The organism is Amycolatopsis sp. CA-126428 (assembly GCF_002904335.1).
Classification (GTDB): domain Bacteria; phylum Actinomycetota; class Actinomycetes; order Mycobacteriales; family Pseudonocardiaceae; genus Amycolatopsis.
Window position 1 is genome coordinate 121,827 of the sequence record NZ_PPHF01000129.1, and the last position, 24,131, is coordinate 145,957.

At 76.1% G+C, this 24,131-nt stretch carries 6 protein-coding genes; 2 read left to right on the forward strand and 4 right to left on the reverse strand.

Translation table 11 applies throughout. The features are described 5' to 3' along the window. Window positions 1–9: 9 nt before the first annotated feature. Window positions 10–1,092: an HAD-IIIC family phosphatase gene (locus tag C2L58_RS31615; RefSeq protein WP_103341327.1), complete on the forward strand. Its 1,083-nt coding sequence runs from the start codon at window positions 10–12 to the stop codon at window positions 1,090–1,092. Window positions 1,093–1,178: 86 nt separating this feature from the next. Beyond that, window positions 1,179–2,606, forward strand: coding sequence for an MDR family MFS transporter (locus C2L58_RS31620; RefSeq protein WP_103341328.1), 1,428 nt, complete (start codon window positions 1,179–1,181; stop codon window positions 2,604–2,606). 15 nt (window positions 2,607–2,621) lie between these two features. Here the strand turns inward: C2L58_RS31620 and C2L58_RS31625 are convergent, their stop codons facing one another. From C2L58_RS31625 to C2L58_RS31640, 4 genes are read right to left on the reverse strand one after another with little or no spacing between them, the layout of a single operon-like run. Further along, a complete protein-coding gene (locus C2L58_RS31625) occupies window positions 2,622–3,587 on the reverse strand; it encodes an LLM class flavin-dependent oxidoreductase (RefSeq protein WP_103341329.1) in 966 nt (321 codons plus the stop codon). Between the two features lie 27 nt (window positions 3,588–3,614). Continuing rightward, window positions 3,615–4,877: a cytochrome P450 gene (locus tag C2L58_RS31630; protein WP_233226048.1), complete on the reverse strand. Its 1,263-nt coding sequence runs from the start codon at window positions 4,875–4,877 to the stop codon at window positions 3,615–3,617. Window positions 4,878–4,914: 37 nt separating this feature from the next. Next, window positions 4,915–5,823, reverse strand: a complete 909-nt coding sequence (locus C2L58_RS31635; RefSeq protein WP_103341330.1) for a helix-turn-helix transcriptional regulator — start codon at window positions 5,821–5,823, stop codon at window positions 4,915–4,917. Then, on the reverse strand, window positions 5,820–24,104 hold the full coding sequence (locus C2L58_RS31640) for a type I polyketide synthase (RefSeq protein WP_158264197.1): 18,285 nt from the start codon (window positions 24,102–24,104) through the stop codon (window positions 5,820–5,822). The genes C2L58_RS31635 and C2L58_RS31640 overlap by 4 nt, the downstream gene beginning before the upstream one ends. Window positions 24,105–24,131 lie beyond the last annotated feature (27 nt).

The window sequence follows — 24,131 nt, forward strand, 5'->3', positions numbered from 1 at the left end:
AGGTGATCCATGCACCAGCAAGAAGCTCTCGTCAAGTGCCTGATCTGGGACCTCGACAACACGCTGTGGCGGGGCACGCTCCTGGAGGACCCCGAGGTCCACCTCGCGGACGAGATCCGCCGCGTGGTCGTGGAGCTGGACCGGCGGGGCGTGCTGCAGTCCGTCGTGAGCCGCAACGACCACGAGCACGCCTGGCAGTGCCTGGAAGAGCTGGCCGTGGCCGAGTACTTCGTCCTGCCGCGCATCGGCTGGGGCCGCAAGTCCGACGCCGTGCGGGAGATCGTGGCCGAACTGGGTTTCGCCGAAAGCGCGGTCGCCTTCGTCGACGATCAGCCCTCCGAGCGCGCCGAGGTTTCCCGGTCCCTGCCCCGGATCCGCTGCTACCCGGCCGAGCGGGCCGCCTCGCTGACCGGGCTGCCCGAGTTCAGTCCGGCCACGGTCACCGCCGACGCGACCCGGCGGCGGGCGATGTACCAGGCGCGGGTCCGGCGCGAGGCGGACCGGGCCGCCTTCCGCGGCCCCGACGAGGAGTTCCTGAAAAGCCTCCGCATGGAACTCGTCGTCGCCCGGGCCGGCCCGGGCGACCTCGCCCGCGTCGAAGAGCTGACACGGCGGACCAGCCAGCTCAACGCCACCGGCATCCCCTACTCGCGGGAGACGCTCGACGCACTCGTCGCCGATCCGGCCCACGAAGTGCTCGTCGCCACCCTCGCCGACCGGTTCGGCCCGCACGGGGCCGTGGGCGTCATCCTCCTCGAACGGCTCCCCGCCGCCTGGCGGATCAAGCTGCTCGCGACCTCCTGCCGGGTCGTGGCCTGCGGTGTCGGGTCGGTCCTGCTCCGCCGGATCGTCGACGCGGCGGCGCGCGCGAACGTGCACCTGCTGGCCGACTTCCGGCGCACCGAACGGAACCGCATGATGGAGATCGCGTACCGCTTCGCCGGTCTCGAGCACGCGGAATGCGCCTGTGACGCCGCCGGAGCCGGATCGCCCGGCGAGGTGCAGCGGCTCCACCTGGTTCCCGCGCCGCAGCCACCCGAGACGACGATGCGGATCACCGCGGCCGGCTTCACGCCGAGGGCGAACGGCTGACCGGCCCCGCGGCCGCGTGCGGCCGATACGATCGGTCTTCACCGGCTGTCCGGCGTCTAGGGACACACCGTAACGGAGGGGGCGCGATGACCGCGGACGGCGGGGCCCGGCGAGGGTCCGAACCACTGTCCCCCGCCTTGCGGCGCATGATCGTGGTGGTCGTCGTCGGCTCATTCATGACGCTGCTGGACTCCACGGTCGTCAACGTGGCGCTGCGGCGGCTCTCGACGGACCTCGGCTCGCCGCTCACCACCGTCGAGTGGCTGGTGACGGCGTACCTGCTCGCCATGGCCGCTGTGCTGCCGGTGACCGGCTGGGCGGCGGCTCGCTTCGGCGCCCGGTCGGTGTACGTGAGCGCCATCGCGCTCTTCACGCTCACCTCGCTGGCGTGCGGGTTCGCCGGTTCCGCCGGGATGCTGATCGCGCTGCGCGCGGCACAGGGTCTGGCCGGCGGCCTGTCGATGCCCGTCGGGCAGATGATCCTGGCCCGGGAGGCCGGCCCGGAGCGGATGGGCCGGGTGATGAGCCTGACCTCGGCGTCGTCGATCCTGGCGCCCACGCTCGGGCCGACGATCGGCGGCCTGCTGCTCGCCCACGGCGGCTGGCCGTGGATCTTCTTCGTGAACGTCCCGATCGGCGTGCTCGCCGTGGTGCTCGCGCTCCGGCTGCTGCCCGCGGACGGCACCACCGAGGTGCCCACCCCGGATCTGCCCGGGCTCCTGGCGATCACCCTCGGCAGCGTGGCGCTGACGTACGGCCTGGCCAACCTCGGGGTCGCGGGCGGCGGCGGGCCGTGGGTCGTCGCTGTCGCGCTGCTGGCGGCCGTCGTGTTGTTCGGGGCGTTCGTCGTGCGCGCCCGCACCGCCGCGCACCCCGTCGCGGACCTCCGCCTGTTCCGGGACCTGCGCTACCGAACGGCGGCCACCAGCAACTTCTTCGTCGGGGTGTCGATCTTCGGCGCGGTCATCCTGATGCCGCTGTACTTCCAGATCGTGCGCCACGAGGACACCGTCACGACCGGCCTGCTGTTGCTGCCGCAGGGCGCCGGCGTCGCGGCCGCCCTGCTGCTCAGCGGCCGGCTGATCGAACGCATCGGCAGCGGCTCGACGCTGCTGGCCGCGGCCGGCCTGACCGTGGTGGCGACGATCCCGTTCGTGCTGCTGCGGGACGACACGCCGTACTGGTTCCTGCAGCTGGTGATGGTCCTGCGCGGGTTGGGCATCGGGGCGTGCTCGGTGCCCGCCATCGCGGCCTCCTACCGGGCGGTTCCGCCGTCGAAGATCGGGGACGCGACGGTCCAGCTGAACATGGGCCAGCGGTTCGGAGGTTCGGCGGGCACGGCGCTCTTCACGCTGGTGCTGCAGGCCGGGCTGACCGGCGCGATCGCCCCCGCCGGCCAGGCCGCCGCCTTCGCCACCACGTTCTGGTGGGTGCTCGGGGCAGCGGTGTGCACCGCGATCCCGGCCGCGATCCTCCGCGCGGCCGAGCGCCGGACCACCGCACCGGTGCCCTGATCGGTCCGGCGCCGGTCAGCCCCCGAGCTCCGGCACGATCCGCTCGGCGACGTGCGCGATGGTTTCCAACGCCACCTCGGCGGACGTGGCGACCGGCGCCATCCGGAGGTGCACGTCGGTCACACCCCAGTCGCGGTACCGGCGCAGGTGCGCCAGCACGTCGTCGGGGGTACCGACCAGCACCGGCGCCGCGTCGCCGACGGTGTTCTCCGGGGTGGGAGTGGCCGCAGGGTCGTAGACCACGGGGAGGTTCCACGCTCCCAGCGCGCCGTAGAAGTCGTACACCTCGCGGAAGTGGTGCGCGGCGCGCGCCCGGGCGGTGGCGCGGTCGGCGGCGATCAAGCACAACCGGTTCGCCGCGACGAGCGGCTCGCGGCCCGCCGGCAGCCGCTCGAGGTAGCGAGCGGTCTGGGTGCGCACCAGGTCGTCGGAGTAGCCGGTCGCCGCGTACCAGCCGTCGCCGGCGGTGGCGGCGCGGACCGTGGCTGCCTCGCTGAACCCGCCGACGAGGATCGGCGGCCCGCCGGGCTGCACCGGCCCCGGCCGGAGCCCGTCACCCACGGCGTCGCGCCACTCCCGGCGCACCCCGTCGAGGAGCGAGTCGAACGCGGCCCCGCCGGGCAGGTCCGGGCCACCGAGGTCGCCGCGCAGCGCGTCCTCGCCGAGCCCGATGCCCAGCGTCAGCCGCCCCTCGCTGATCTGGTCCACCATCGCCGCTTCCAGCGCGAGGCGGCGCGGGTGGTGGGCGCGGGCCAGCAGCACCCCGGTCCCCAGCCGGAGCGGGGTGACCCCGGCCAGGTGGGCCAGCGTCAGCAACGGCGCCGGGAGGTGGAACGGCCCGGGCCGGTGGTGGTAGCTCTCGCCGATCCAGACCGATTCGATCCCGGCTTCCCGCGCCCGAGCGAGCAGCGGCACACCGGTCCGCATGCGCTCGGCGAAGGGAAGGGTGGACCCGAAGTCGAGTGCGAAACCGAACCGCATCGACGTCCTTTCCGGAGGTGGTCGTGGTCAGAACTCGCAGGGCAGCCGCTTGACCCCGTTGACGAAGCCGGCGACGAGCCGGTCGGGTGGCCCGGCCGCGCGGATGCCCGGCAGCCGCCGCAGGAGCTCACCGAGCAGCACCGTGATCTCGTGCCGGGCCAGGTGCGCACCGAGGCAGTAGTGCGGCCCCCACCCGCCGAAGGTGACGCTCTGCCGGGTGTCGCGCGTGATGTCGAAGCGCTGCGGGTCGGCGAAAACCGCTTCGTCCCGGTTGGCCGACCAATAGAACAGCAGGAGCTTTTCGCCCGCCTCGAACCGCTGCCCGCCGAGCTCCACCCCGGGCCGGGCCACGGTCCGGCGCATCCAGTTGATCGGCGGCACGTAGCGCAGGATCTCCTCGACCGCGCCGCCGAGGCGGCCGTCGAGATCCGCGGTCAGCGATGCCTTCTGCGCGGGGTGGTCGGTGAGCAGCTGCAGGGCGTGCGCGAGCGCGTTGCGGGTGGTCTCGTTGCCGGCCATGACGAGCAGGATGAAGAAGGAGCCGATCTCGGACGCGGTGAGCCGCTCGCCGTCGACGTTCGCGGTGGACAGCGCCGTCACCACGTCGTCGGCCGGCTGCCGCTGCCGGAGTTCGCACAGCTCCAGCACGAGCTGCTGCAGTGTCCCGCAGGCCTGCAGCACCTCGGCCGCCCAACTCTGCGGGCCGTCGGGCGTGTACTCCGGGTCGGCGGCGCAGACGAAGAGGGTGGACAACCGGTTGACGGTCGCCCGCTCGCTCTCGGGGATGCCGATGAGGTCGCAGATGACGGTCAGCGGCAGCCGCGCGGCGACGTGCTCGACGAAGTCCGACGGGCCGCGCTCGGCGAGTTCGTCGACGATTCCCGCCGCGGTCGCCCGCACGCCGGAGACGAGCCGCTGAACGGCACGGTGGGTGAACGCGCGGTTGACGACGCGGCGCATCTTGGCGTGCCGCGGCCCGTCGAAGTTGATCAGGGAGTCGAAGTAGTGGGCGTAGCCGGGGACGGGGTTCTCGAGGGCGGTGGCGATCGGCGCGGAGGTGAAGTCGGCCGGGCGCCTGCTCACCTCGACGACGTCGGCGTGCCGCACCACGGCGTGGTAGCCGGGTCCCATCGGCACCACGTGCTGCACGGGCTCGGGGAAGAAGGCCAGGCCCGGCAACGCCCGCAACCGGGCGAACGCGGCGTCCCGCTCGGTCACGGGCGTCTGCCAGAAGCTCATGTCGGACAGGAGGATGTCGTCGATCGCGGTGCTTTCCCGGGGCAGCGCCACGGCTTGCCGCCTTTCGTCGGTGGGGATGGCTACGCCCTCAGCCGGGCACGTGCAGCACCAGCCGGGCGTCGCCCAGGTCGTCTTGCCACGCGTCGAGGACGCGCGTGGTCATCTGCTCGCCGCTGCGGGCGTGCCGGATCGTGACGATCCGATCGCCCGGGGCGTACACGGCGTGCTTGTCCCACCACGCCCGGAACGAGTCGCTCGCCGCGGCGAGGGCGCCGACCAGCGCGTCCAGCCGGGGGTGGCCGTACCAGCCCGCCGCCGCCCAGCGCAGCCGCGCGACCTGGGCGCGGGCCTCGGCTTCCCAGTCGACGATCCGTTCACGGGCCGCGTCGGCGGTGAACATCCACCAGAGCAGGTTCCGCTCGGCGTCGGGCATCCGGCCGAAGTCGCCGTACTGGTCGACGGCCGCGTCGTTCCACCCCAGTACGTCACCGAAGCGCGAAGTGGCGAGGGCGGGCAGTGGGTTCAGCGCCTTGGTCAGCTCCCACAGCCGGGCGCTGTCCTGTTCGGTGGCAGGCCGGTGCATCGGGTCCCGTTGCGCCAGCCGGCTCAGGTACACGCGCTCCCCGTCCGAGAGCCGGAGCACGTCCGCGATGCCGTCGAGGTTCTTCGCCGACGGTGAGACCGAACGCGCCTGCTCGAGGTAGGTGTACCAAGTCGGGCTCATCCCGGCGAGCACCGCGATCTCCTCGCGGCGCAGCCCGGGGGTCCGCCGCCGGGCGCCGCGGTGCAGCCCCAGCTCGGCCGGGTCGGTGCTCTCGCGGCGCTTGCGCAGGAAGTCGGCGAGTTCCCGCCGCCGGATCTTGTCGCTCTCCGGCGCGCACCCCACCGGCCGGTGGTTCTGGCTCGGGATCGGGAACGGCTGGACGCCGCCGGCGTCGTCCGGCGCCGGTGCCTCCTCCGCGTGCAGCCGGACATGGCTCGACACGGGACTGGTCACACGATCCCCTCCTGGGTGTGGCCGGCCCGGGGGCGCGGCCGGTCGGAAACGGCGGCCGCCGCGCCGAGCTCGGCGACCAGGCGGCCGGTCAGGTCGTCGGCCGTGGGGTGCTCGAACACGACGGTGCCGGGCAGGGCGAGGCCGGTGGCGGCGTTGAGCCGGTCGCGTAGTTCGAGCGAGGTGAGCGAGTCCAACCCGAGGTCGCGCAGCTCCACGCCGCTCAGCGGCTCCGGCGGCTCGTGGGCGAGCACCGCCGCGACGGTGGTGCGCACCAGCTCGAAGACCAGCTCGTACCGCTGCCGCGGCGGCTGTCCCGCGAGCTTGGCCGCGAAGTCCTCCGCCCGCACCGGAGCGCGTCCGGCCTTCGCGCGCAGGCCGGTGCGAGCCCGCAGGGTGGCGAGGTCGAGCCGGGCCGCGACGAGCGCCGGCGCTGCGGCGGTGAGCGCCTCGTCGAACAACGCCAGCGCGTCGGCGACCGGCATCGGCAGCACCCCGGCCCCGGCCAGGCGGGCTCGGCCGGCGACGCCCAGCTGCCCGGCCATGCCGTCCTCCGGTGCCCAGAGCCCCCACGCCAGCGATGTCGCCGGCAGACCGAGCCGGGCGCGGTGCGCCGCGAGCCCGTCCAGGAAGGCGTTGGCTGCGGCGTAGCCGGCCTGCCCGGCGCTGCCGAGCACCCCGGCCAGCGACGAGAACAGCACGAAGGCCGCCAAGTCGAGCTGCTCGGTCTGCCGGTGCAGCTGCCAGGCCGCACCGGCCTTCGGCCGCAGCACCGCCGCCAGCCGCGCGGGGGTCATCGTCACCAGCGGACCGTCGTCGAGCACCCCGGCCGCGTGCACCACGGCCCGCAGCGGACGCTCGCCGGGGAGGTCGCCGAGCACGCCGGCCAGCGCGGCCGCGTCGGCGGCGTCACACGCGACCAGGTTCGCCCGAGCGCCCAGCGCGGCCAGCTCCTCGAGCAACCGGGCCGCGCCGGGCGCCGCCCGCCCGCGCCGGTTGAGCAGCAGCAGGTGCCGGACTCCGTGCCCGGTGACGAGGTGCCGCGCCAGCAGCCCGCCCAGCACGCCGGTCGCGCCGGTGAGGAGAACCGTCCCGTCGGCCAGTGCGGCGCCGGCGCGCGCCGCGCCGCGGTGCACCACGAGCCGTGGCGTGGTGGCCTGCCCGGACCGGATCGCGAGCTCCGGCGCACCGGTGGCGAGCGCCGCGGGAACCGCGCGCCACGACGCCGCGGTGTCGTCGGTGTCCAGCAGCACGAACCGGCCGGGCAGTTCGGCCTGTGCCGCCCGCAGCAGGCCCCAGACGGCGGCCGCCGCGGGGTCGACGTCGTCCGCCGGCCGGGTGTCGACCGCGGCCGTCGTCGCCACGACGAGCCGGGCCGCGGCGAACCGCGGGTCGGCCTGCCACTCCCGGACGTCGGCGAGCACCCGTTCGCACCGCTGCCCGGCGCGGACCGCCGGGTCGGCCTCGCCGTCTTCTGCGGTCGCTTCGAGCAGCACCAGGTCCGGTGGCCTCGCCCCGGCGTCGAGCGCGGCGCGCAGCTCGCGCACGGTGGCGTGCCGCTCGACGTCCGGGCCGCCCTCGCCCACCACGACGAGCCGGGCCGCGGGCCGCTCGTCCCCCGTCACGAGCGGTGACCACGCCTGGCGGCGCAGCACGGGACGCCCGGCGCCGAGGTCGGCCACCGGCACCGCCCGGGTGTGTAGTTCCGCCACTTCCAGCACGGGCACCCCGCGCTCGTCCGTGACCGTCACCGACACCGAACCGGCACCGGTGCGGGTGAGGCGCGCCCGGACGGCCGCCGGGTGCCCGCCGCGGAACCGGACCCCGGCCCACGCGTGGGGCAGCCGGACCGATCCGGGTTCCGTCCCGCCGGACTCCAGCGCGAGGGGGTGCAGGACCGCGTCGAAGAGGGCCGGGTGCAGCCGCCAGCCTTCGACGTCGAGTGCGTCGGTGGCCGCCTCGACGTGCAGTTCCCCGTCCTGTCGCCGGGCCGCGCGCACGGCCCGGAAAGCCGGTCCGTAGCCGAGGCCCGACGCGGCCAGCCGCGGATAGGCGCCGTCGAGGTCGATCTCCTCCCCTGCACCGGGTGCCCGGGCGGGCAGGGCACCGGCCGGGGTCCCGTCGTCGGCGACGAGCGCTCCGGTCGCGTGCTCGGTCCAGGCGCCCGGCGGCGCGTCCGTGCACGGTCGTCCGTGCACGGTGACCGCGGCCGCGCCGGTGCCGTCGGCGGCCACGACCCGCACCTGGAGCTCGACCGCCCCCGTCTCGGGCACCGGCAGGGGCACCTGGACGACCAGATCGCGCACCACCGGCCGGCCGGCCAGCTCGCCCGCGTGCAGCGCGAGGTCGACGAACGCGGTGCCGGGCAGCAAGACCACGCCCGAGACGGTGTGGTCGGCGAGCCAGGGGTGGCGCCGGAGCGAGACCCGTCCGGTGAGCACGACACCGCCGTCGGCCAGCTCGACCGCCGCGTCCAGCAGCGGATGGCCCGCCGCGGCGGGTGCGGTCCCCGCCTCGGCGGGCTCCGGCGCAAGCCAGAACCGCTGGTGCCGGAAGGGATACGTGGGCAGCTCGGCGGCCCGGGCGCCGGCCGGGAACACCGCGGTGAAGTCCGGCCGCGGGCCCGCGGCGAACAGCCGCGCCAGCATCGTGACGGCCGACTGGCGCTCCGGTGCGTCCTTGTCGAGCACCGCGACGACCGCGGGTTCGGGCGTGGTCCCGGCGACCGTGGCGGTGACGTCCGGCAGCAGCACCGGGGTCGGGGAAAGCTCCAGGTACGCGGTCACCCCGCGGTCCCGCATGGTCCGGACGCAGTCGGCGAACCGCACGCCACGGCGCAGCTGCCCCGCCCAGTAACCGGCGGAGCGCAGCTGCTCGCCGGTCGCCTGCGCACCCGTGACGGTGGAGATCAGCGGAATGGTCGCGGGGTGCAGCGTCAGCCCGCCGACCACGGCGCGGAACTCCTCGGCGGCCCGGTCCATGTGCGGCGAGTGGAACGCGTGGCTGACCCGCAGCCGGGTGGTGCGCCGTCCGCGCGAGCGCCAGTGCGCCACCAGGTCGAGCACGGCTCCCGCGTCCCCGGACACGACGACCGACCCGGGCGCGTTCACCGCGGCGACGGACACGCCCTCGCCCACGTCGCCCAGTTCCGCCTCGTCCGCCTCCATCGCCGCCATCGCGCCGCCGGTGCGGGCGGCCTGCATCAGCCTCCCGCGGGCGGCGACCATGGTGCACGCGTCGGCGAGCGACAGCACCCCGGCGACGTGCGCGGCGGTCAGTTCGCCCAGCGAGTGGCCCGCCACGCAGCCTGGCACCAGTCCCCAGCTCTCCACCAGCCGGTACAGCGCGACCTCGACGGCGAACAGCGCGGGCTGGGTCCAGGCGGTCTCGTGCAACGCCGGGTCTTCGCTGCCGTCCAGGCCGATGACCGCCCGCAGGGGCCGGTCCAGGTGGCGATCCAGTTCGGCGCACACGGCGTCGAACGCGGCGGCGTACACCGGGAACGCCGCCGCCAGCTCGCGGCCCATCCGGCGGCGCTGGCTGCCTTGGCCGCCGAACAGCACGGCGAGCTCGCCGCCGCCCGCCGTGCCGGTGACGACGGCGGCGGACGAGCCCCCGTCGGCGAGCACCCGCAAGCCCTCCAGCAGCTCCGCCCGGGTCCGTCCGACGATCCCCCCGCGTGCGGGGAACGCGCTCCGCCGCGCGAGGGCCGCTCCGGTCGCGGTGATCGAGTGCTCCGGGTGGGCGAGCAGGAACTCATGCAGCTGCCCGGCGTACCGCTGCACGCCCGCCGCCGTGGGCGCCGACACCACCCACGGCACCACGGTGCCGTCGGGGACCTGGGGCGCCGTGGGCTCGCCGGGGCCCTGCTCCAGAACGACGTGCGCGTTGGTGCCGCTGATGCCGAACGAGGAAACGCCCACCCGCCGCAGCGCGCCGCGGTCCGGCCACGGCGTCGTCTCGCGCAGCAGGCGCACCGGCCCGCGGGTCCAGTCGACGTGCGGCGTCGGCCGGTCGACGTGCAGCGTGGGCGGCAGCACGCCGTGCCGCATCGCCTGCACCATCTTGATGATCCCCGCGACACCCGCGGCGGCCTGCGCGTGCCCGATGTTGGACTTCACCGAGCCGAGCCAGAGCGGCCGTTCGCGCCCCGGTCCATAGGTCGCCAGCAGTGCCTCGGCCTCGACGGGGTCACCGAGCGGGGTTCCGGTGCCGTGCGCCTCGACGGCGTCCACGTCCCCCGGGGCGAGCCCGGCGTCGGCCAGTGCCCGCCGCACCACCCGCTCCTGCGCGGGCCCGCTCGGCGCGGTGAGCCCGTTGCTCGTGCCGTCGGAGTTGACCGCCGACCCCCGCAGCACGGCCAGCACCCGGTGGCCGTTGCGCCGGGCATCGCCGAGCCGTTCGAGCAGGAGCAGCCCGGCGCCCTCGGAGAGCGCGGTGCCGTCGGCGGCCGCGGCGAACGGCTTGCAGCGGCCGTCGGCGGCGAGCCCGCGCCGGCGGCTGAACTCCAGCAGGGCGGCTTCGGTGGCCATCACCGTGACCCCGCCGGCCAGTGCGAGCCGGCATTCGCCGGCCCGCAGGGCCTGGGCGGCCAGGTGCACCGCCACGAGCGAAGACGAGCAGGCGGTGTCCACCGTGATCGCCGGGCCGGCGAAGCCGAGGTGGTAGGCCACCCGCCCGGACGCGACGCTGCCCGCGCTGCCGGTGACGAGGTAGCCCTCGGTTTCCGCGGTGGGCCGCGTCGCCCGGGTCCGGTAGTCGCCGTACATGACGCCGGTGAACACGCCGACCGGCTCGCCGCGCAACGAGTGCGGGTCGAGTGCCGCGTGCTCCAGCGTCGCCCACGCCGTTTCGAGGAGCAGCCGCTGCTGCGGATCGGTGGCGGTCGCTTCCCGGGGTGTCATGCCGAAGAACTCCGCGTCGAAGCCCGCCGCGTTGGCGAGGAACCCCGCCTCCCGGGTGTAGACCGTGCCCGCGCGGGCGGGGTCGGGATCGTAGAGCGCGTCGAGGTCCCAGCCCCGGTCGGTGGGGAACGGCCCGATCGCGTCCCCGCCTTCGGCGACCAGCCGCCACAGCTCGTCGGGGCCGTGCACGCCGCCCGGGAAGCTGCACCCCATGCCGACGATCGCGATCGGCTCGGCGGACGGCCCGCGGACCACCTCGGCGGGCCCGGCCGGTTCGCCGGACAGCTCGCTCAGCACGTGGCGGGCCAGCGCGTCCACGTCGGGGTGGTCGAACACGACGGAGGTGCGCAGGCGAAGCCCGGTGGCCGCGGCGAGCCGGTTGCGCAGTTCGACGGCGGTGAGCGACTCCATGCCCAGCCGGCTGAACGTGCGGTCCGCCGGCAACTTGCCGCGATAGCCGAGGACGGCGGCGGTGAGCCCGGCGACGAGTTCACGCACTTCGCGATCCTGCTCGGGAGGCGGCAGGCGGCGCAGCCGCTCCCCCGGCCGCGACGACGGCGCCGAGGCCGCAGTGCTTTCGCGCGGTGTCGCGGCCGGGTCGAGCCGGGCCGCGACAACCACCGGGTGCGCTCCGGCGAGCGCGGCGTCGAGCATCGCGAGCGCCTGCTCCGTGGCCATCGGCGCCAGACCCGAACGACGCAGCCGCTCGCGGTCGACGTCGGTGAGCGAGCCGGTCAACCCGCTCTCGACCGCCCAGAGCCCCCAGGCGAGCGACCGGACCGGGAGGCCGAGCGCCGCCCGGTGCCCGGCCAGCGCGTCGAGGAACGCGTTCGCCGCCGCGTAGCCGCCCTGCCCCGCGGTGCCGATCGTCCCGGCGACCGAAGAGAACAGCACGAACTCGGCCAGGTCGAGGTCGCGGGTCTGTTCGTGCAGGTGCCAAGCCCCCGCTGCTTTCGCGTGGAACACCGGCCCGAGCCGGGCCGGGGTGAGCGCTTCGACGGTGCCGTCGTCGAGCACCCCCGCCAGGTGGAACACGGCGGTCAGCGGGTGCTCGGCGGGTATCTCGCGCAGCAGGGCCGCCACCGCGTCCGCGTCACCGACGTCGCAGGCGGCCACGGTGACGTCGGCGCCCAGCTCCCGCAGGTGCGCGGCCAGCTCGGCGGCACCGCCGGTGTCCGGGCCCCGACGGCCGGCCAGCACGAGGTGCCGCACGCCGTGCCGGGTCACCAGGTGCCGCGCGACCACGGAGCCGAGCGTGCCGAGCCCACCCGTAACGAGCACGGTGCCGTCCCGGTCGAGGGGCCGGGCCGTGGTGAAACCCGCGGCCGGCACGGGCACCAGGCGTGGGGCGGTGAACCCGCCCGCGCGCAGGGCGAGCTGCGGTTCACCGGTGGCGAGCGCCTCGGCCAGCTGCCGGGCCGACGGCGGCGCGAGCGCGTCCAGCAGGACGATCCGGCCAGGGTGCTCGGTCTGCGCCGAGCGGACCAGCCCCCACGCGGCGGCGGCCGCCGGGTCCGCGGGACGGGGGTCACCGGCCGCGCCCGAGGTGAGCAGCACGAGCGGTGGCCCCACCGGTCCGGCGAGGTGCCGCTGGACGGCCGCGAGCGCGCGCGCCGTCACTTCGCGCGCCGACGAGGCCAAGTCTTCGCCACCGCCCAGGCGCACCGCCTCCGGGGTGACCGCGAGCGCATCCGCCGCCCCACCACGCGCCGACCTGGCCGAGCCGGCACCGCCCAGCCGCACCACCTCCGGCGTGACCGCGAGCGCCGGGGCGCCGGGCCGCACCGCCCGCCAGTCCACCTGCCACAGCCGGACCGCGGGCCGCAGCACGAGTGAACCGGCGCGCAGCAGCGGCGCGCCGGAGGCGTCGTCGACCGCGATCGACACGTGGCCCGGCTCGAGCGGCCGGATCCGGACCCGCGCCCGCGTCGCGCCGGTGGCCGACAACGACACCGAGGACCACTCGAACGGCAGCAGCGGCGTGGTGTCTTCGCCCACCAGCAGCGCCGGGTGCAGGGCCGCGTCCAGCAGCGCCGGGTGCACCCCGAAGCCACCCGGTTCGATCCCGTCCGGCAGCTCGACCTCGGCCAGCACGTCCGTGCCCGACCGCCACGCCGCTGTCAGGCCGCGGAACGCGGGCCCGTAGCCGTACCCCAGCCCAGCGAGCCGCTCGTAGCCGGCGGCGACGTCGATCGGGACCGCGCCGTCCGGTGGCCACTGGGCAGGCGGCCCCGGCACGTCCTCGACGACCGGGTCGGCACACAGCAGGCCGCCGGCGTGCCGGATCAGGTCCGCGCCGTCCACCCGGGAGTGCATCGAGAACGCGCGCGTCCCGTCCGCGCCCGGTTCGGCCACGACGACCTGCAGGTGCGTGACGCCGTTCTCGGGCAGCACCAGCGGAGCGTGCAAGGTCAGCTCGGCGAGCGCCGGGGTGCCGAGCTGCCGCCCGGCCCGTGCCGCGAGCTCCAGCACCGCCGTCCCGGGCAGCAGCGGTGTGCCCAGTACCGCGTGGTCGGCGAGCCACGAGTGGGTGCGCGAGGAAACCGAGCCGGTGAACAGCACCCCCCGGCCGTCGCCCAGCTCGGTCGACGCGGACAGGAGGGGGTGGTCCCCGGCCACCGGGCCCGGCGCGTCCGGGACGGCGTCCAGCCAGTAGCGCGCGTGCTGGAACGGGTAGGTGGGCAGGTCGACCGGGCGGCCGGGCCCGCCGCCGAGCGCCGCGGGCCAGTCCACGGCGAGGCCACGCACGTACCCCTCGGCCAGCGACGTCCGGAAGCGGTCCAGACCGCCCTGGTCCCGGCGGAGGGACCCCAGCACCACCGCGCTCCGGCCGGTCCCGTCGTCGGCCGTCTCCTCGATCGCCGAGGTCAGCACCGGGTGCGGGCTCGCCTCGACGAACCACGTGTGCCCCGCGGCGAGCAGCGCCCGGGTGGTCTCCTCGAACCGCACCGGCTGCCGGAGGTTGCGGAACCAGTACCCGGCGTCGAGGCCGGTGGTGTCCAGTGCCCCCGCGGTCACCGTCGAGTAGAACGGGATCGCCGCCGCACGCGGCGCGATCGGCGCGAGCAACTCCTGTACCCGCGCGCGGATCGGCTCGACCCGCGGCGAGTGCGATGCGTAGTCGACCGGCACCCGGCGCGCCCGGATCCCGGCGGCGGCGCACGCCTCGAGCAGCGCGCCGAGCGCCTCCGGCGCACCGGAGACCACAGTCGCCGACGGGCCGTTGAGCGCGGCCACGTCCAGCGCGTCGCCCCACGGCTCGAGCAACTCCGCCACGCGAGCCGCGGGCAGCGCCACCGACACCATCCCGCCCGTGCCGGTCAGCTCGGCGAGCGCCCGGCTGCGCAACGCGACCACCCGCGCGGCGTCCTCCACCGTCAGCGCGCCGGCGACGCAGGCGGCCGCGATCTCACCCTGCGAGTGGCCGGCCACCGCGTCGGGCACCACTCCGGCCGACCGCCACAGCTCGGCGATCGACACCAGCACCGCCCAGAGCACCGGCTGCACGACGTCGACCCGGTCGTGGCCGGGCGCGCCCCGCAGCATCTCCGGCAGCGACCAGCCCACGTGGGCGCTCAGCGCGGCCGAGCACTCGGCGAGCCGCTCGGCGAACACCGGCGAGGTGTCGAGCAGCTCCAGCGCCATGCCCGGCCACTGCGAGCCCTGGCCCGGGAAGACGAACACCGTCTTCCCGGACGGCGACGGCGTTCCGGTGACGAGGCCGGGCAGCGGCCGTCCGGCGGCGAGCGCGTCGAGCCCGGCCAGGAACCCGGCCCGGTCGGCGGCGAGCACCACGGCGCGATGCTCGAACGGCGTCCGCGCGGTCGCGAGGGCGTGCCCGACGTCCGCCGGGTCCGGCGCGTCCGGCCCGGCGACCCGCGCGCGCAGCCGGCCGGCGAGTTCGCGCAGCGGCCGTTCCTCTCGAGCCGAGAGCACCCACGCCGACGCGGTGCCGGACGCGGCCGGGCGGCCGGGCGGCCGCGGCGCCTGCTCGAGGATCACGTGCGCGTTGGTCCCGCTGATCCCGAAGGCGGACACGCCCGCGCGGCGGGGACGGCCGGCGTCCGGCCAGTCCACCGGCTCGGTGAGCAGTTCGGCCCGCCCCGCCGACCAGTCGACGTGCCCGGTCGGCTCGTCCACGTGGAGGCTTCGCGGCAGCCGGCCCGCACGCATCGCCTGCACCATCTTGATCACCCCGGCCACCCCGGCGGCGGCCTGCGTGTGCCCGATGTTCGACTTCACCGAGCCGATCCGGACCGGCGGGCCGTCCAGCCGGTCCTGCCCGTAGGTGGCGAGGATCGCCTGGGCCTCGATCGGGTCGCCGAGCGGTGTGCCGGTGCCGTGTGCCTCCACGACGTCCACGTCCGCCGCCCCCAGCCCGGCGTCGGCCAGCGCCTGCCGGATCACGCGTTGCTGGGACGGTCCGCTCGGTGCCGTGAGCCCGTTGCTCGCGCCGTCGGAGTTGACCGCGGACGAACGGACCGTGGCCAGCACGGGGTGCCCGTTGCGCAGCGCGTCGGTCAGCCGTTCGACCAGCAGCACGCCCACGCCCTCGCCCCAGCCGGTGCCGTCGGCCGCGGCGGCGAAGGGCTTGCACCGGCCGTCGGGGGCGAGCCCGCGCTGCCTGCTGAACGCGACGAAGAGCCCGGGGGTCGCCATCACGGTGACGCCGCCCGCGAGGGCCAGGTCGCAGTCCCCCGCGCGCAGCGCCTGGCACGCCAGGTGCAGCGCGACCAGCGACGACGAGCAGGCCGTGTCGACGGTGACGGCCGGCCCCTCGAGGCCGAGCGCGTAGGCCACCCGGCCGGACGCGACGCTGCTGGTGATCGCGGTCGCGAGGTAGCCCTCGTAGCCCGCCGGCGCCCGCTTCAACCGCTCGGCGTAGTCGTCGTACATCACGCCCGCGAAGACACCGGTGCGGCTGCCGCGCAGTGTCCGCGGGTCGATGCCCGCTCGCTCCAGCGTCTCCCAGCTGGTCTCCAGCAGGACGCGCTGCTGCGGGTCGGTCGCGAGGGCTTCGCGGGGGCTCATTCCGAAGAAGGCGGCGTCGAATCCGGCGGCGTCGTCGAGGAAACCGCCGTGCCGGGTGTAACTGTGCCCGGCGGCGTCGGCGTCGGGGTCGTAGAGCGCGTCGACGGCCCAGCCCCGGTCGGCCGGGAACTCGCCGATGGCGTCGCGCCCATCGTCGACCAGCCGCCACAGGTCCTCCGGGGAGCGGATCCCGCCCGGGTACCGGCAGCCCATGGCGACGACGGCGATCGGTTCGCCGCTGACGGTGCGGGCCCGCGGCGTGGCTTCCCGCGCGGAGCCGAGCACCTCGGCCCGGATGTGGGCGGCCAGGGCCGCCGGTGTCGGCCGGTCGAACAGCACGGTCACGGGCAGCTTGAGCCCGGTGGCCGCGTTGAGCCGGCCGCGCAGCTCGACGGACATGAGCGAATCGACGCCCACGGCGGTGAACGCCGTGCCCGGGGCGACGGCCTCGGCCGAGTCCAGGCCGAGGACCGCGGCCGCCTGCTCGCGCACCAGCGCCAACGCCAGCGCCTCCTGCTCGGCCGCGGGGGCCGCCGCGAGCCGCGCGGACCACGACGGCCCGGCCGCCCGGTCCGCCGTGACCGGACCGGGCACCAGCTCGCGGAACACCGGCGCCTGCCGTCCGGCGCGGGCCTGGGCACGCAACGCCGCCAGGTCCAGCCGGGCGGCCACCAGCGCCGCCTCGGACGCGCCGAGGGCGACGTCGAACAGCGCCAGCGCGGCTTCCTCGGGGAGCGCCGCGACGCCGGCGCGGCCCAGCCGCGCGAGGTCGGCGTCGGTGAGGTGCGCGGTCATCCCGCTCGGCCGTGCCCACAGCCCCCACGCCAGCGACGTGGCGGGCAGCCCGCCGGCCCGGCGGCGCTGGGCGAGGGCGTCCAGCGCCGCGTTCGCCGCGGTGTACCCCGCCTGGCCGGGGCTGCCGAGGGTGCCGGTGATGGAAGAAAACAGCACGAAAGCGGCCAGGTCGTGGTCAAGGGTCAGCTCGTGCAGGGCGACGGCGGCGTCCACTTTGGGCCCGAGCGCGGCATCGAGCCGGGCCGGGGTGAGCGCGGTGAGCACGCCGTCGTCGAGCGTCCCCGCGGCGTGCACGACCGCGCGCAGGGGACGGTCCGCCGGGATTCCGGCGACCACCGCGGCGAGTGCTTCGCGGTCGGTCACGTCACAAGCGGCGAAGGTGACGTCCGCACCCAAGGCGGTGAGCTCGGCCGCGCCCTCCGCGTGCTCGCCGCGTCTGCTGACGAGGAGCAGGTGCCGCACGCCGTGCTCGGCGACCAGGTGCCGGGCGAGCCGAAGGCCCAGCGTGCCGGTGCCGCCGGTGACGAGCACCGTGCCGCCGCCGATCGGCACCGGCGCCGCCACCGCGGTAGTGCGGACGAGCCGGGGCGCGTGGCCCGTCCCCGCGCGCACCGCGAACTCCGGCTCACCGGCGCGGAGCAGCGCGGGCAGTGCCTGCGAGGACTCCACTTCGCCGCCACGCTCCACGTCGGCCACCACGAACCGGCCCGGGTGCTCGGCGACGGCGGTGCGCAGCAACCCGTGCACCGCGGCGCCGGCGAGGCCGGGCACCGTGCCGCCCGCCGGCACCGCACCCGAGGTCACCACCAGCAAAGTCGTGCGTTCGAGCACCTCGTGCGCCAGCCAGTCCCGCAGCAGCGCGTGCGCGCGGTGCACGGCCTGGTGCACGGAACCGGCGTCGTCGCCGTCGAGGTCGGTCAAGTCCGCCACAACGACGTCCGGACCGGCGCCGCTCCGCCCGAGCGCGGTCACGAGCGCGGCGATGTCATCGTGCGCGTCGGCCGCGAGCCCGAACCGGCGGGCAGTGCCGAGCGCCGCCCACCGGCGGCCCGCCGACGGCGGCGCCGCCGGGATCGTGGTGGTCCAGGAGACCCGCAGCAGGGGGTCGGCAGCCCCGCGGACCACGTCCGGCGCGGCCCGCAGCGTCAGCGAGCCGACCGTCGCCACCGGCTCGCCCGCAGCGTCCGCGAGCACCACGGACACCGCGTCCGGGCCCGCGGGCCGCATCCGCACCCGCAGTTCGGTGGCCCCGGTCGCGTGGAGCCGGACGTCCCGCCAGGCGAACGGCAGCAGCCGGCGGCCCGGGTCGTGGAGCAGGCCGACCGCCGCGTGCAGGGCGCCGTCGAGCAGCGCCGGGTGCACGGCCGCCCGGTCGGCGTCCGGCCGCTCGGCGGCGGCCAGCGCGACCTCCGCGAAAACGGCGTCGCCCTGTCGCCAGGCGGCCTTCAGCCCCCGGAACGCCGGGCCGTAGTGGTACCCCTCGTCGGCGAGCCGCGCGTACAGCTCGTCGACGTCCACCGCCGCCGCGGCCGGAGGCGGCCACGCCCCGGTGAGTGCGACGCCGTCACCGCCGTCACCGAACGATCCCGACGCGTGCAACGTCCATGGCTCGTCTTCGACCCGGGCGTACACCCGCACCGTGCGCCGGTCTTCCGGCGGCCCGACCGCGACCTGAACCTGCACCGCACCCCGGGCGGGCAGCCTGAGCGGCGCGGCGATCACCAGCTCCGCCAGCCCCCGGCACCCCGCCCGCAGCCCGGCGGTCAGCGCGAGTTCGGCGAACGCGGCTCCCGGCAGCAGCACCGCGCCGCCCACCGCGTGCTCGGCGAGCCACGGCTGGGTGCGCGCGGAAACCGAGCCGGTGAACAGCACACCCCCGCCGTCGCCCAGCTCCGTCGACGCGCCCAGCAGGAGGTGCTCCGCGGCGGCGAGCCCCAACGCCGTGACGTCCTGGGTGGCCCGGCTCGTGATCCAGTACCGGCGTCGCTGGAAGGGGTAGGTGGGCAGGTCGGCGTGCCGGACGTCGAGACCGGCGAACGCGGCCCGCCAGTCGACGGTCACGCCCGCGGCGAACGCCTCCCCCAGCGACCCGAGCAGCCGCCGCGCGCCCCCGTCGTCGCGGCGCAGCGAACCGGCCACGGTGACGTCGTCGCCTGCCGTGGTCCGCAGGGCCGCGCTCAGCACCGGGTGCGGGCTCATCTCCAGAAAGGCGTCGTGGCCGTCGTCCACGAGCCCGCGCACCGCCTGCTCGAACCGGACCGTCCCGCGAAGGTTGCGGTACCAGTAGCCGGCGTCCAGCGCCTCGGCACCGAGCGGGCCACCCGTCACCGTGGAGTGGAAGGCGACGTCGGCCGGGCACGGGGTGAGCCCCGCGAGCAGCCGCTTCAGCTCGTCCTCGAGGTCCTCGACGTGCGGCGAGTGCGAGGCGTAGTCCACCGGCACCCGGTGCACCCGCACGTTCTCGGCTTCGCACCGGCGCTGCAGGTCGTCCAGCGCGTCGTGGTCGCCGGCCACGACCGTCGCGGCCGGGCCGTTGACCGCGGCGACCGACAACCGGCCCGGGCCCGCTCCGGCGAGCCGGTCCCGCACCCGGTCCGCCGGCAGCTCGACCGCCAGCATCCCGCCACGCCCGGCGATCGCCGTCAAGGCCTTGCTCCGCAACGCCACCACGGCGGCGGCATCGGAAAGCGACAGAGCGCCGGCCACGCAGGCGGCGGCGATCTCCCCCTGCGAATGACCGACGACGGCGGCGGGCGCCACCCCGAAGGACCGCCACACCTCGGCGAGCGACACCATCAGCGCCCACAGCGCGGGCTGCACCACGTCGACCCGCTCGAGCAGGCCGGCCTCGGCCGGTGCGCGCACCACGTCGGCGAGCGTCCAGTCCACGTGCGGCCTCAGCGCGTCCGCGCACGCCGCCATGGACCGGGCGAAAACCGGCGACGACTCGAGCAGCTCGGCGCCCATCCCGGCCCACTGCGCGCCCTGGCCGGGGAAGACGAACACGGGTCTGCGTGCCACCGCCGGGCCGGGCAGCTCCTCGCGCGCCACCCGCGCCAGGCCGCGCCGCAGCTCGCCGGTGGTCGCACCCACGACGACCGCGCGGTGCGCGAACACGGCTCGTCCGGTGGCGAGCGTGTGCCCGGCGTCGGCCGGGTCGAGGTCGCCGGCGTCGATCAGCGCCCGGGCCCGCGCACGCAGCGCGTCCGCCGAGCGTGCGGTCAGCACCCAGGGCACGGGCACCTCCGGCCGGGGGACCCGGTCACCCCGCGCCGGTGCCTGCTCGACGATCAGGTGGGCGTTGGTGCCGCTGATGCCGAACGACGAGACGCCCGCCCGTCGTGGCCGGCCTCCGTCCGGCCACGGCGCGGCCTCCGTGAGCAGCGACACCGCACCCGCGGACCAGTCGACCCGCGACGAGGGCGTGGTCGCGTGCAGCGTGCGCGGCAGCCGGCCGTGCCGCATCGCGAGCAGCACCTTGATCAGCCCGCCGACCCCGGCGGCCGCCTGGGTGTGCCCGATGTTGGACTTCAGCGACCCCAGTCTCAGCGGGCGGTGCGTCGGGCGGTCGCGCCCGTAGGTGGCGATCAGCGCCTGTGCCTCGATCGGGTCGCCGAGCGCGGTGCCCGTGCCGTGCGCCTCCACCGCGTCGACCTCGTCGCCGCGGAGCCCGGCGTCGGCGAGGGCCTGCCGGATCACCAGTTCCTGCGCGCGGCCGCTGGGCGCGGTGAGGCCGTTGCTCGCCCCGTCCTGGTTGATCGCCGAGCCGCGGACGACGCCGAGCACCGGGTGCCCGGCTCGGCGCGCGTCGGAAAGCCGTTCCAGCACGACCATCCCGGCGCCCTCGGCCCAGCCGGTGCCGTCGGCGTCCTCGGCGAACGCCTTGCACCGCCCGTCGGGGGCGAGGCCGTGCTGCCTGCTGAACTCCACGAACATGCCGGGACCGGCCATCACGCAGACGCCGCCGGCGAGCGCGAGCGCCGACTCCCCTTGCCGCAGCGACCGGCAGGCGAGGTGCAGGGCCACCAGCGACGACGAGCACGCCGTGTCGACCGTGACCGCCGGCCCGGCGAGGCCGAGGGCGTAGGCGATCCGGCCCGAAACGACGCTCGGCGTGCGTCCGGTGAGCAGGTAGCCCTCGGCCTCACCGGCGGTTTCGTCCGGCCGCGGCCCGTACTCCTGCGCGGTCGCGCCGACGAACACCCCGGTGGCGCTCGCGCGCAGCGTGCCGGGGTCGAGGTTCGCGTGCTCCAGCGCCTCCCAAGCCGTTTCGAGGAGGACGCGCTGCTGCGGGTCCATCGCGGCCGCCTCGCGCGCGCTGATGCCGAAGAACGCCGGGTCGAACAAGTCGGCGTCGTACAGGAACCCGCCGGACCGCGTGGCCGAGCCGCCGGGCCGCCTCGGATCGCGCAGCCGGTCGAGGTCCCAGCCGCGGTTGCCCGGGAACTCGCCGATCGCGTCGACCCCGCCGTCGACCAGCCGCCACAGGTCCTCGGGACCCCGGACCCCGCCCGGGTAGCGGCACGCCATGCCGACGACGGCGATCGGCTCACCGGCCGCCTCGGCGCGGGCCGCGGTGACTTCCGCGGCCGGGTCCGGGAGCCGGTGCGCGAGGTGCTCGGCCAGCTCGGCGGGGGTGGGGAAGTCGTAGAGCAGCGTGTCCGGCAGCCGGGTTCCGGTCGCCTCGCCGAGCAGGGCGGCCAGCTCCACCGCGGCGAGCGAAGCGAACCCCTGCTCGCGGAAGCCCCGGCCGGGATCGACGGCGTCCGGCCCGGCGTGCCCGAGCGCGGCCGCGGCGGTGGCGCGGACGAGCTCGAGGAGATCGGGGCCAGCACCGGCCGGGGCGGCGGCGGGGCGCGCCGGCGGGGCGGTGTCGGTGAGCCAGTGCCGGGTGCGGTCGAAGGCATAGGTGGGCAGGGGGACACGCCGCGGTCGCGCCGGAGCCAGCACGGCGGCCCAGTCGACGGGAACGCCCAGGACGTGGGCTTCGGCGAGCGCGGCGAGGACGGTGTACGGCTCGTCGCGCTCCGCCCGCAGAGCCGGGACCACGACGGTGCCGGGCGACGGTGAACCTGCCAGGCACGCGCGTGCCATCGGGCTGAGCGCCGCGTCCGGTCCCAGCTCGACGAAGACGCCGGCGCCCCGGTCACGAGCCCGGCGCACACCGTCGGCGAAGCGCACGGTGCCCCGCAGCTGGCGGGCCCAGTAGTCGGCGGAGCCCAGCTCGGCGGCGGTCAACTGCTCGCCGGTGAGGGTGGAGACGACGGGGATCGCCGGTTCGGCCGCGGTCAGCCCGCGCACGGCGGCGCGGAACTCGTCGAGCACGCCGTCCATGTGCGGCGAGTGGAAGGCGTGGCTCACGCGAAGCCCGCTGCTCCGGCGGCCTTGGGCACGCGCCCGCGCGACCAGCTCGGCCACCGCGTCCGCATCCCCGGACACGACCACCGCCGACGGTCCGTTGACCGCCGCCAGCGCGACGCGTTCTTCCTTGCCGCGCAACCATTCGGTCAGCTCGGCCGGTTCGGCTTCGACCGCGGCCATCGCCCCGGACGCGGGAGCGGTCTCCATCAGCGCGCCGCGCACCACGACCAGCTCGGCGGCGGCGGTCAGCGTGAGCCCACCGCCGACGTGGGCGGCGGCCAGCTCGCCGATGGAATGGCCGACGAGGTACCCCGGGATCAGGTTCCAGGCCGTGAACAGCCGGAACAGCGCCACTTCCAGTGCGAACAGCGCCGGCTGCGTGTACCGGGTGCGATCGAGCCGTTCGGCGGCCGGGGAGCCGGGCTCGGCGAACACCAGGTCCCGCACCCGGACGTCGAGGTGGGTGTCGAGCCGCGCGCAGACCTCGTCGAACGCGTCGGCGAACACCCGGTGGGCACGGTACAGCTGCCTGCCCATCCCGGGACGCTGGCTGCCTTGCCCGGCGAACAGGAACGCCACCCCCGGCGCCCGCGGTCCGGCCGTCCCGCGCACGACCCCCGCCGCGGGCGCGCCGCTCGCCAGCCCGCCCAGCCCGGCGAGCAGTTCGCCTTCGTCGCGGCCGAGCACCACGGCGCGCTGTTCGAACGCCGACCTGGTGCGGACGAGCGAGAACGCGGTGTCCACCGCGGACCGGGCGGGTTCGACGGCTCCGGTCACCGCCGCGCGCAGTCGCTCGGCCTGCCCGCACAGGGCCGGCCCGCTACGTGCCGACAGCACCCACGGGACCACGGCGGGCGCCGGCCCGCCGGACCGGGCCGTCTCGGGCGCCGGCCCGTCGGCCAGCACCACGTGGCAGTTCGTGCCGCCCATGCCGAACGAGCTGACGCCGGCCAGCAGCCGCCGCCGAGGGTGCGGCCACGGTCCGTCCTCGGTGTGCACCTGCAGCTTCAGCTCGGCCAGGGGGATGCCGGGGTTCGGCGTGGCGAAGTTCAGGCTCCTCGGCAGCCACCGGTGGCGGATACCGAGCACCGCCTTGAGCAGCCCGGTGGCCCCGGCCGCGCCCTCGAGGTGCCCGACATTGGTCTTCACCGAACCGACCAGCAGGCTTTCGGTGCGGCCCACGCCGTACACCGCACCCAGTGCGGCGGCTTCGGCCCGGTCGCCGCGCACGGTGCCGGTGCCGTGCAGCTCGACGTACTGCAGGTCGGCCGGGCGCACGCCGGCCCGCTCGCACGCGGCGCGCAGCACCAGTTCCTGGCCGTACGGGTCCGGTGCGGTCAGCCCGTCGGTGGCCCCGTCGCCGGTGACGGCGCTGCCCAGCACCACGCAGTACACGGGATCGCCGTCCGCGAGGGCGGCGGCCAGCGGCTTCAGGACGACAACGGCGCCCCCTTCTCCACGCACGTAGCCGTTGGCGCGCGCGTCGAAGGTGAAGCAGCGCCCGTCGGGCGACAACCCACCGAACTCGTCGGCGCCGAGCATGCTGTCGGGCGCCGCGATCACGTTCACGCCACCGGCGATCGCGAGATCGGACTCGCCGCTGCGCAGGCTCTCGCACGCCAGGTGCACCGCCACGAGCGACGACGACTGTCCACTGTCGACGGTGAAGCTCGGCCCGTGCGCGCCGAGCAGGTAGGACAGCCGGTTGGCGATGAGACCGCGGTTCCGCCCGGTGAGCGTGTGCCTGCCGACGCCGTCGATCCCGAGCCTCGCGCCCAACGTCGTGTAGTCGTCGCCGATCGCCCCGGCGAACACGCCGGTCCGGGTGCCGCGCAACGTGGCGGGCACGATCGCCGCGTCCTCGACGGCCTCCCACCCCAGCTCCAGCAGAAGCCGCTGCTGGGGGTCCATCGCCGCGGCCTCGCGCGGTGAGATACCGAAGAACGCGGCGTCGAAGGTGTCGATCCCGTCGAGGAACGCGCCGCGGCGGAGCGCGGGTGACAGGTGGCCGGCGAAGACAGCCGGGTCCCACCGGTCCTCGGGCACCTCCCCGACAGCGCTTACTCCCTCGCGCAGCAACCTCCAGAACGCGCGGGGATCCGGCGCCATCGGCAGCCGGCAAGCGACGCCGATGACCGCGATCGGCCCGGTTCTCTCTGATGCGCCCACAGCATGCTCGTCGCCCTTGCGCATGGTTTCGCTCCCTCCCTCCCCAGGGTG

Bases quoted from the DNA above. Each gene is read 5' to 3' on its own strand.
- C2L58_RS31615 (WP_103341327.1), top strand. From the start codon at position 10: ATGCACCAGCAAGAAGCTCTCGTCAAGTGCCTGATCTGGGACCTCGAC.
- C2L58_RS31620 (WP_103341328.1), top strand. From the start codon at position 1,179: ATGACCGCGGACGGCGGGGCCCGGCGAGGGTCCGAACCACTGTCCCCC.
- C2L58_RS31625 (WP_103341329.1), bottom strand. From the start codon at position 3,587: ATGCGGTTCGGTTTCGCACTCGACTTCGGGTCCACCCTTCCCTTCGCC.
- C2L58_RS31640 (WP_158264197.1), bottom strand. From the start codon at position 24,104: ATGCGCAAGGGCGACGAGCATGCTGTGGGCGCATCAGAGAGAACCGGG.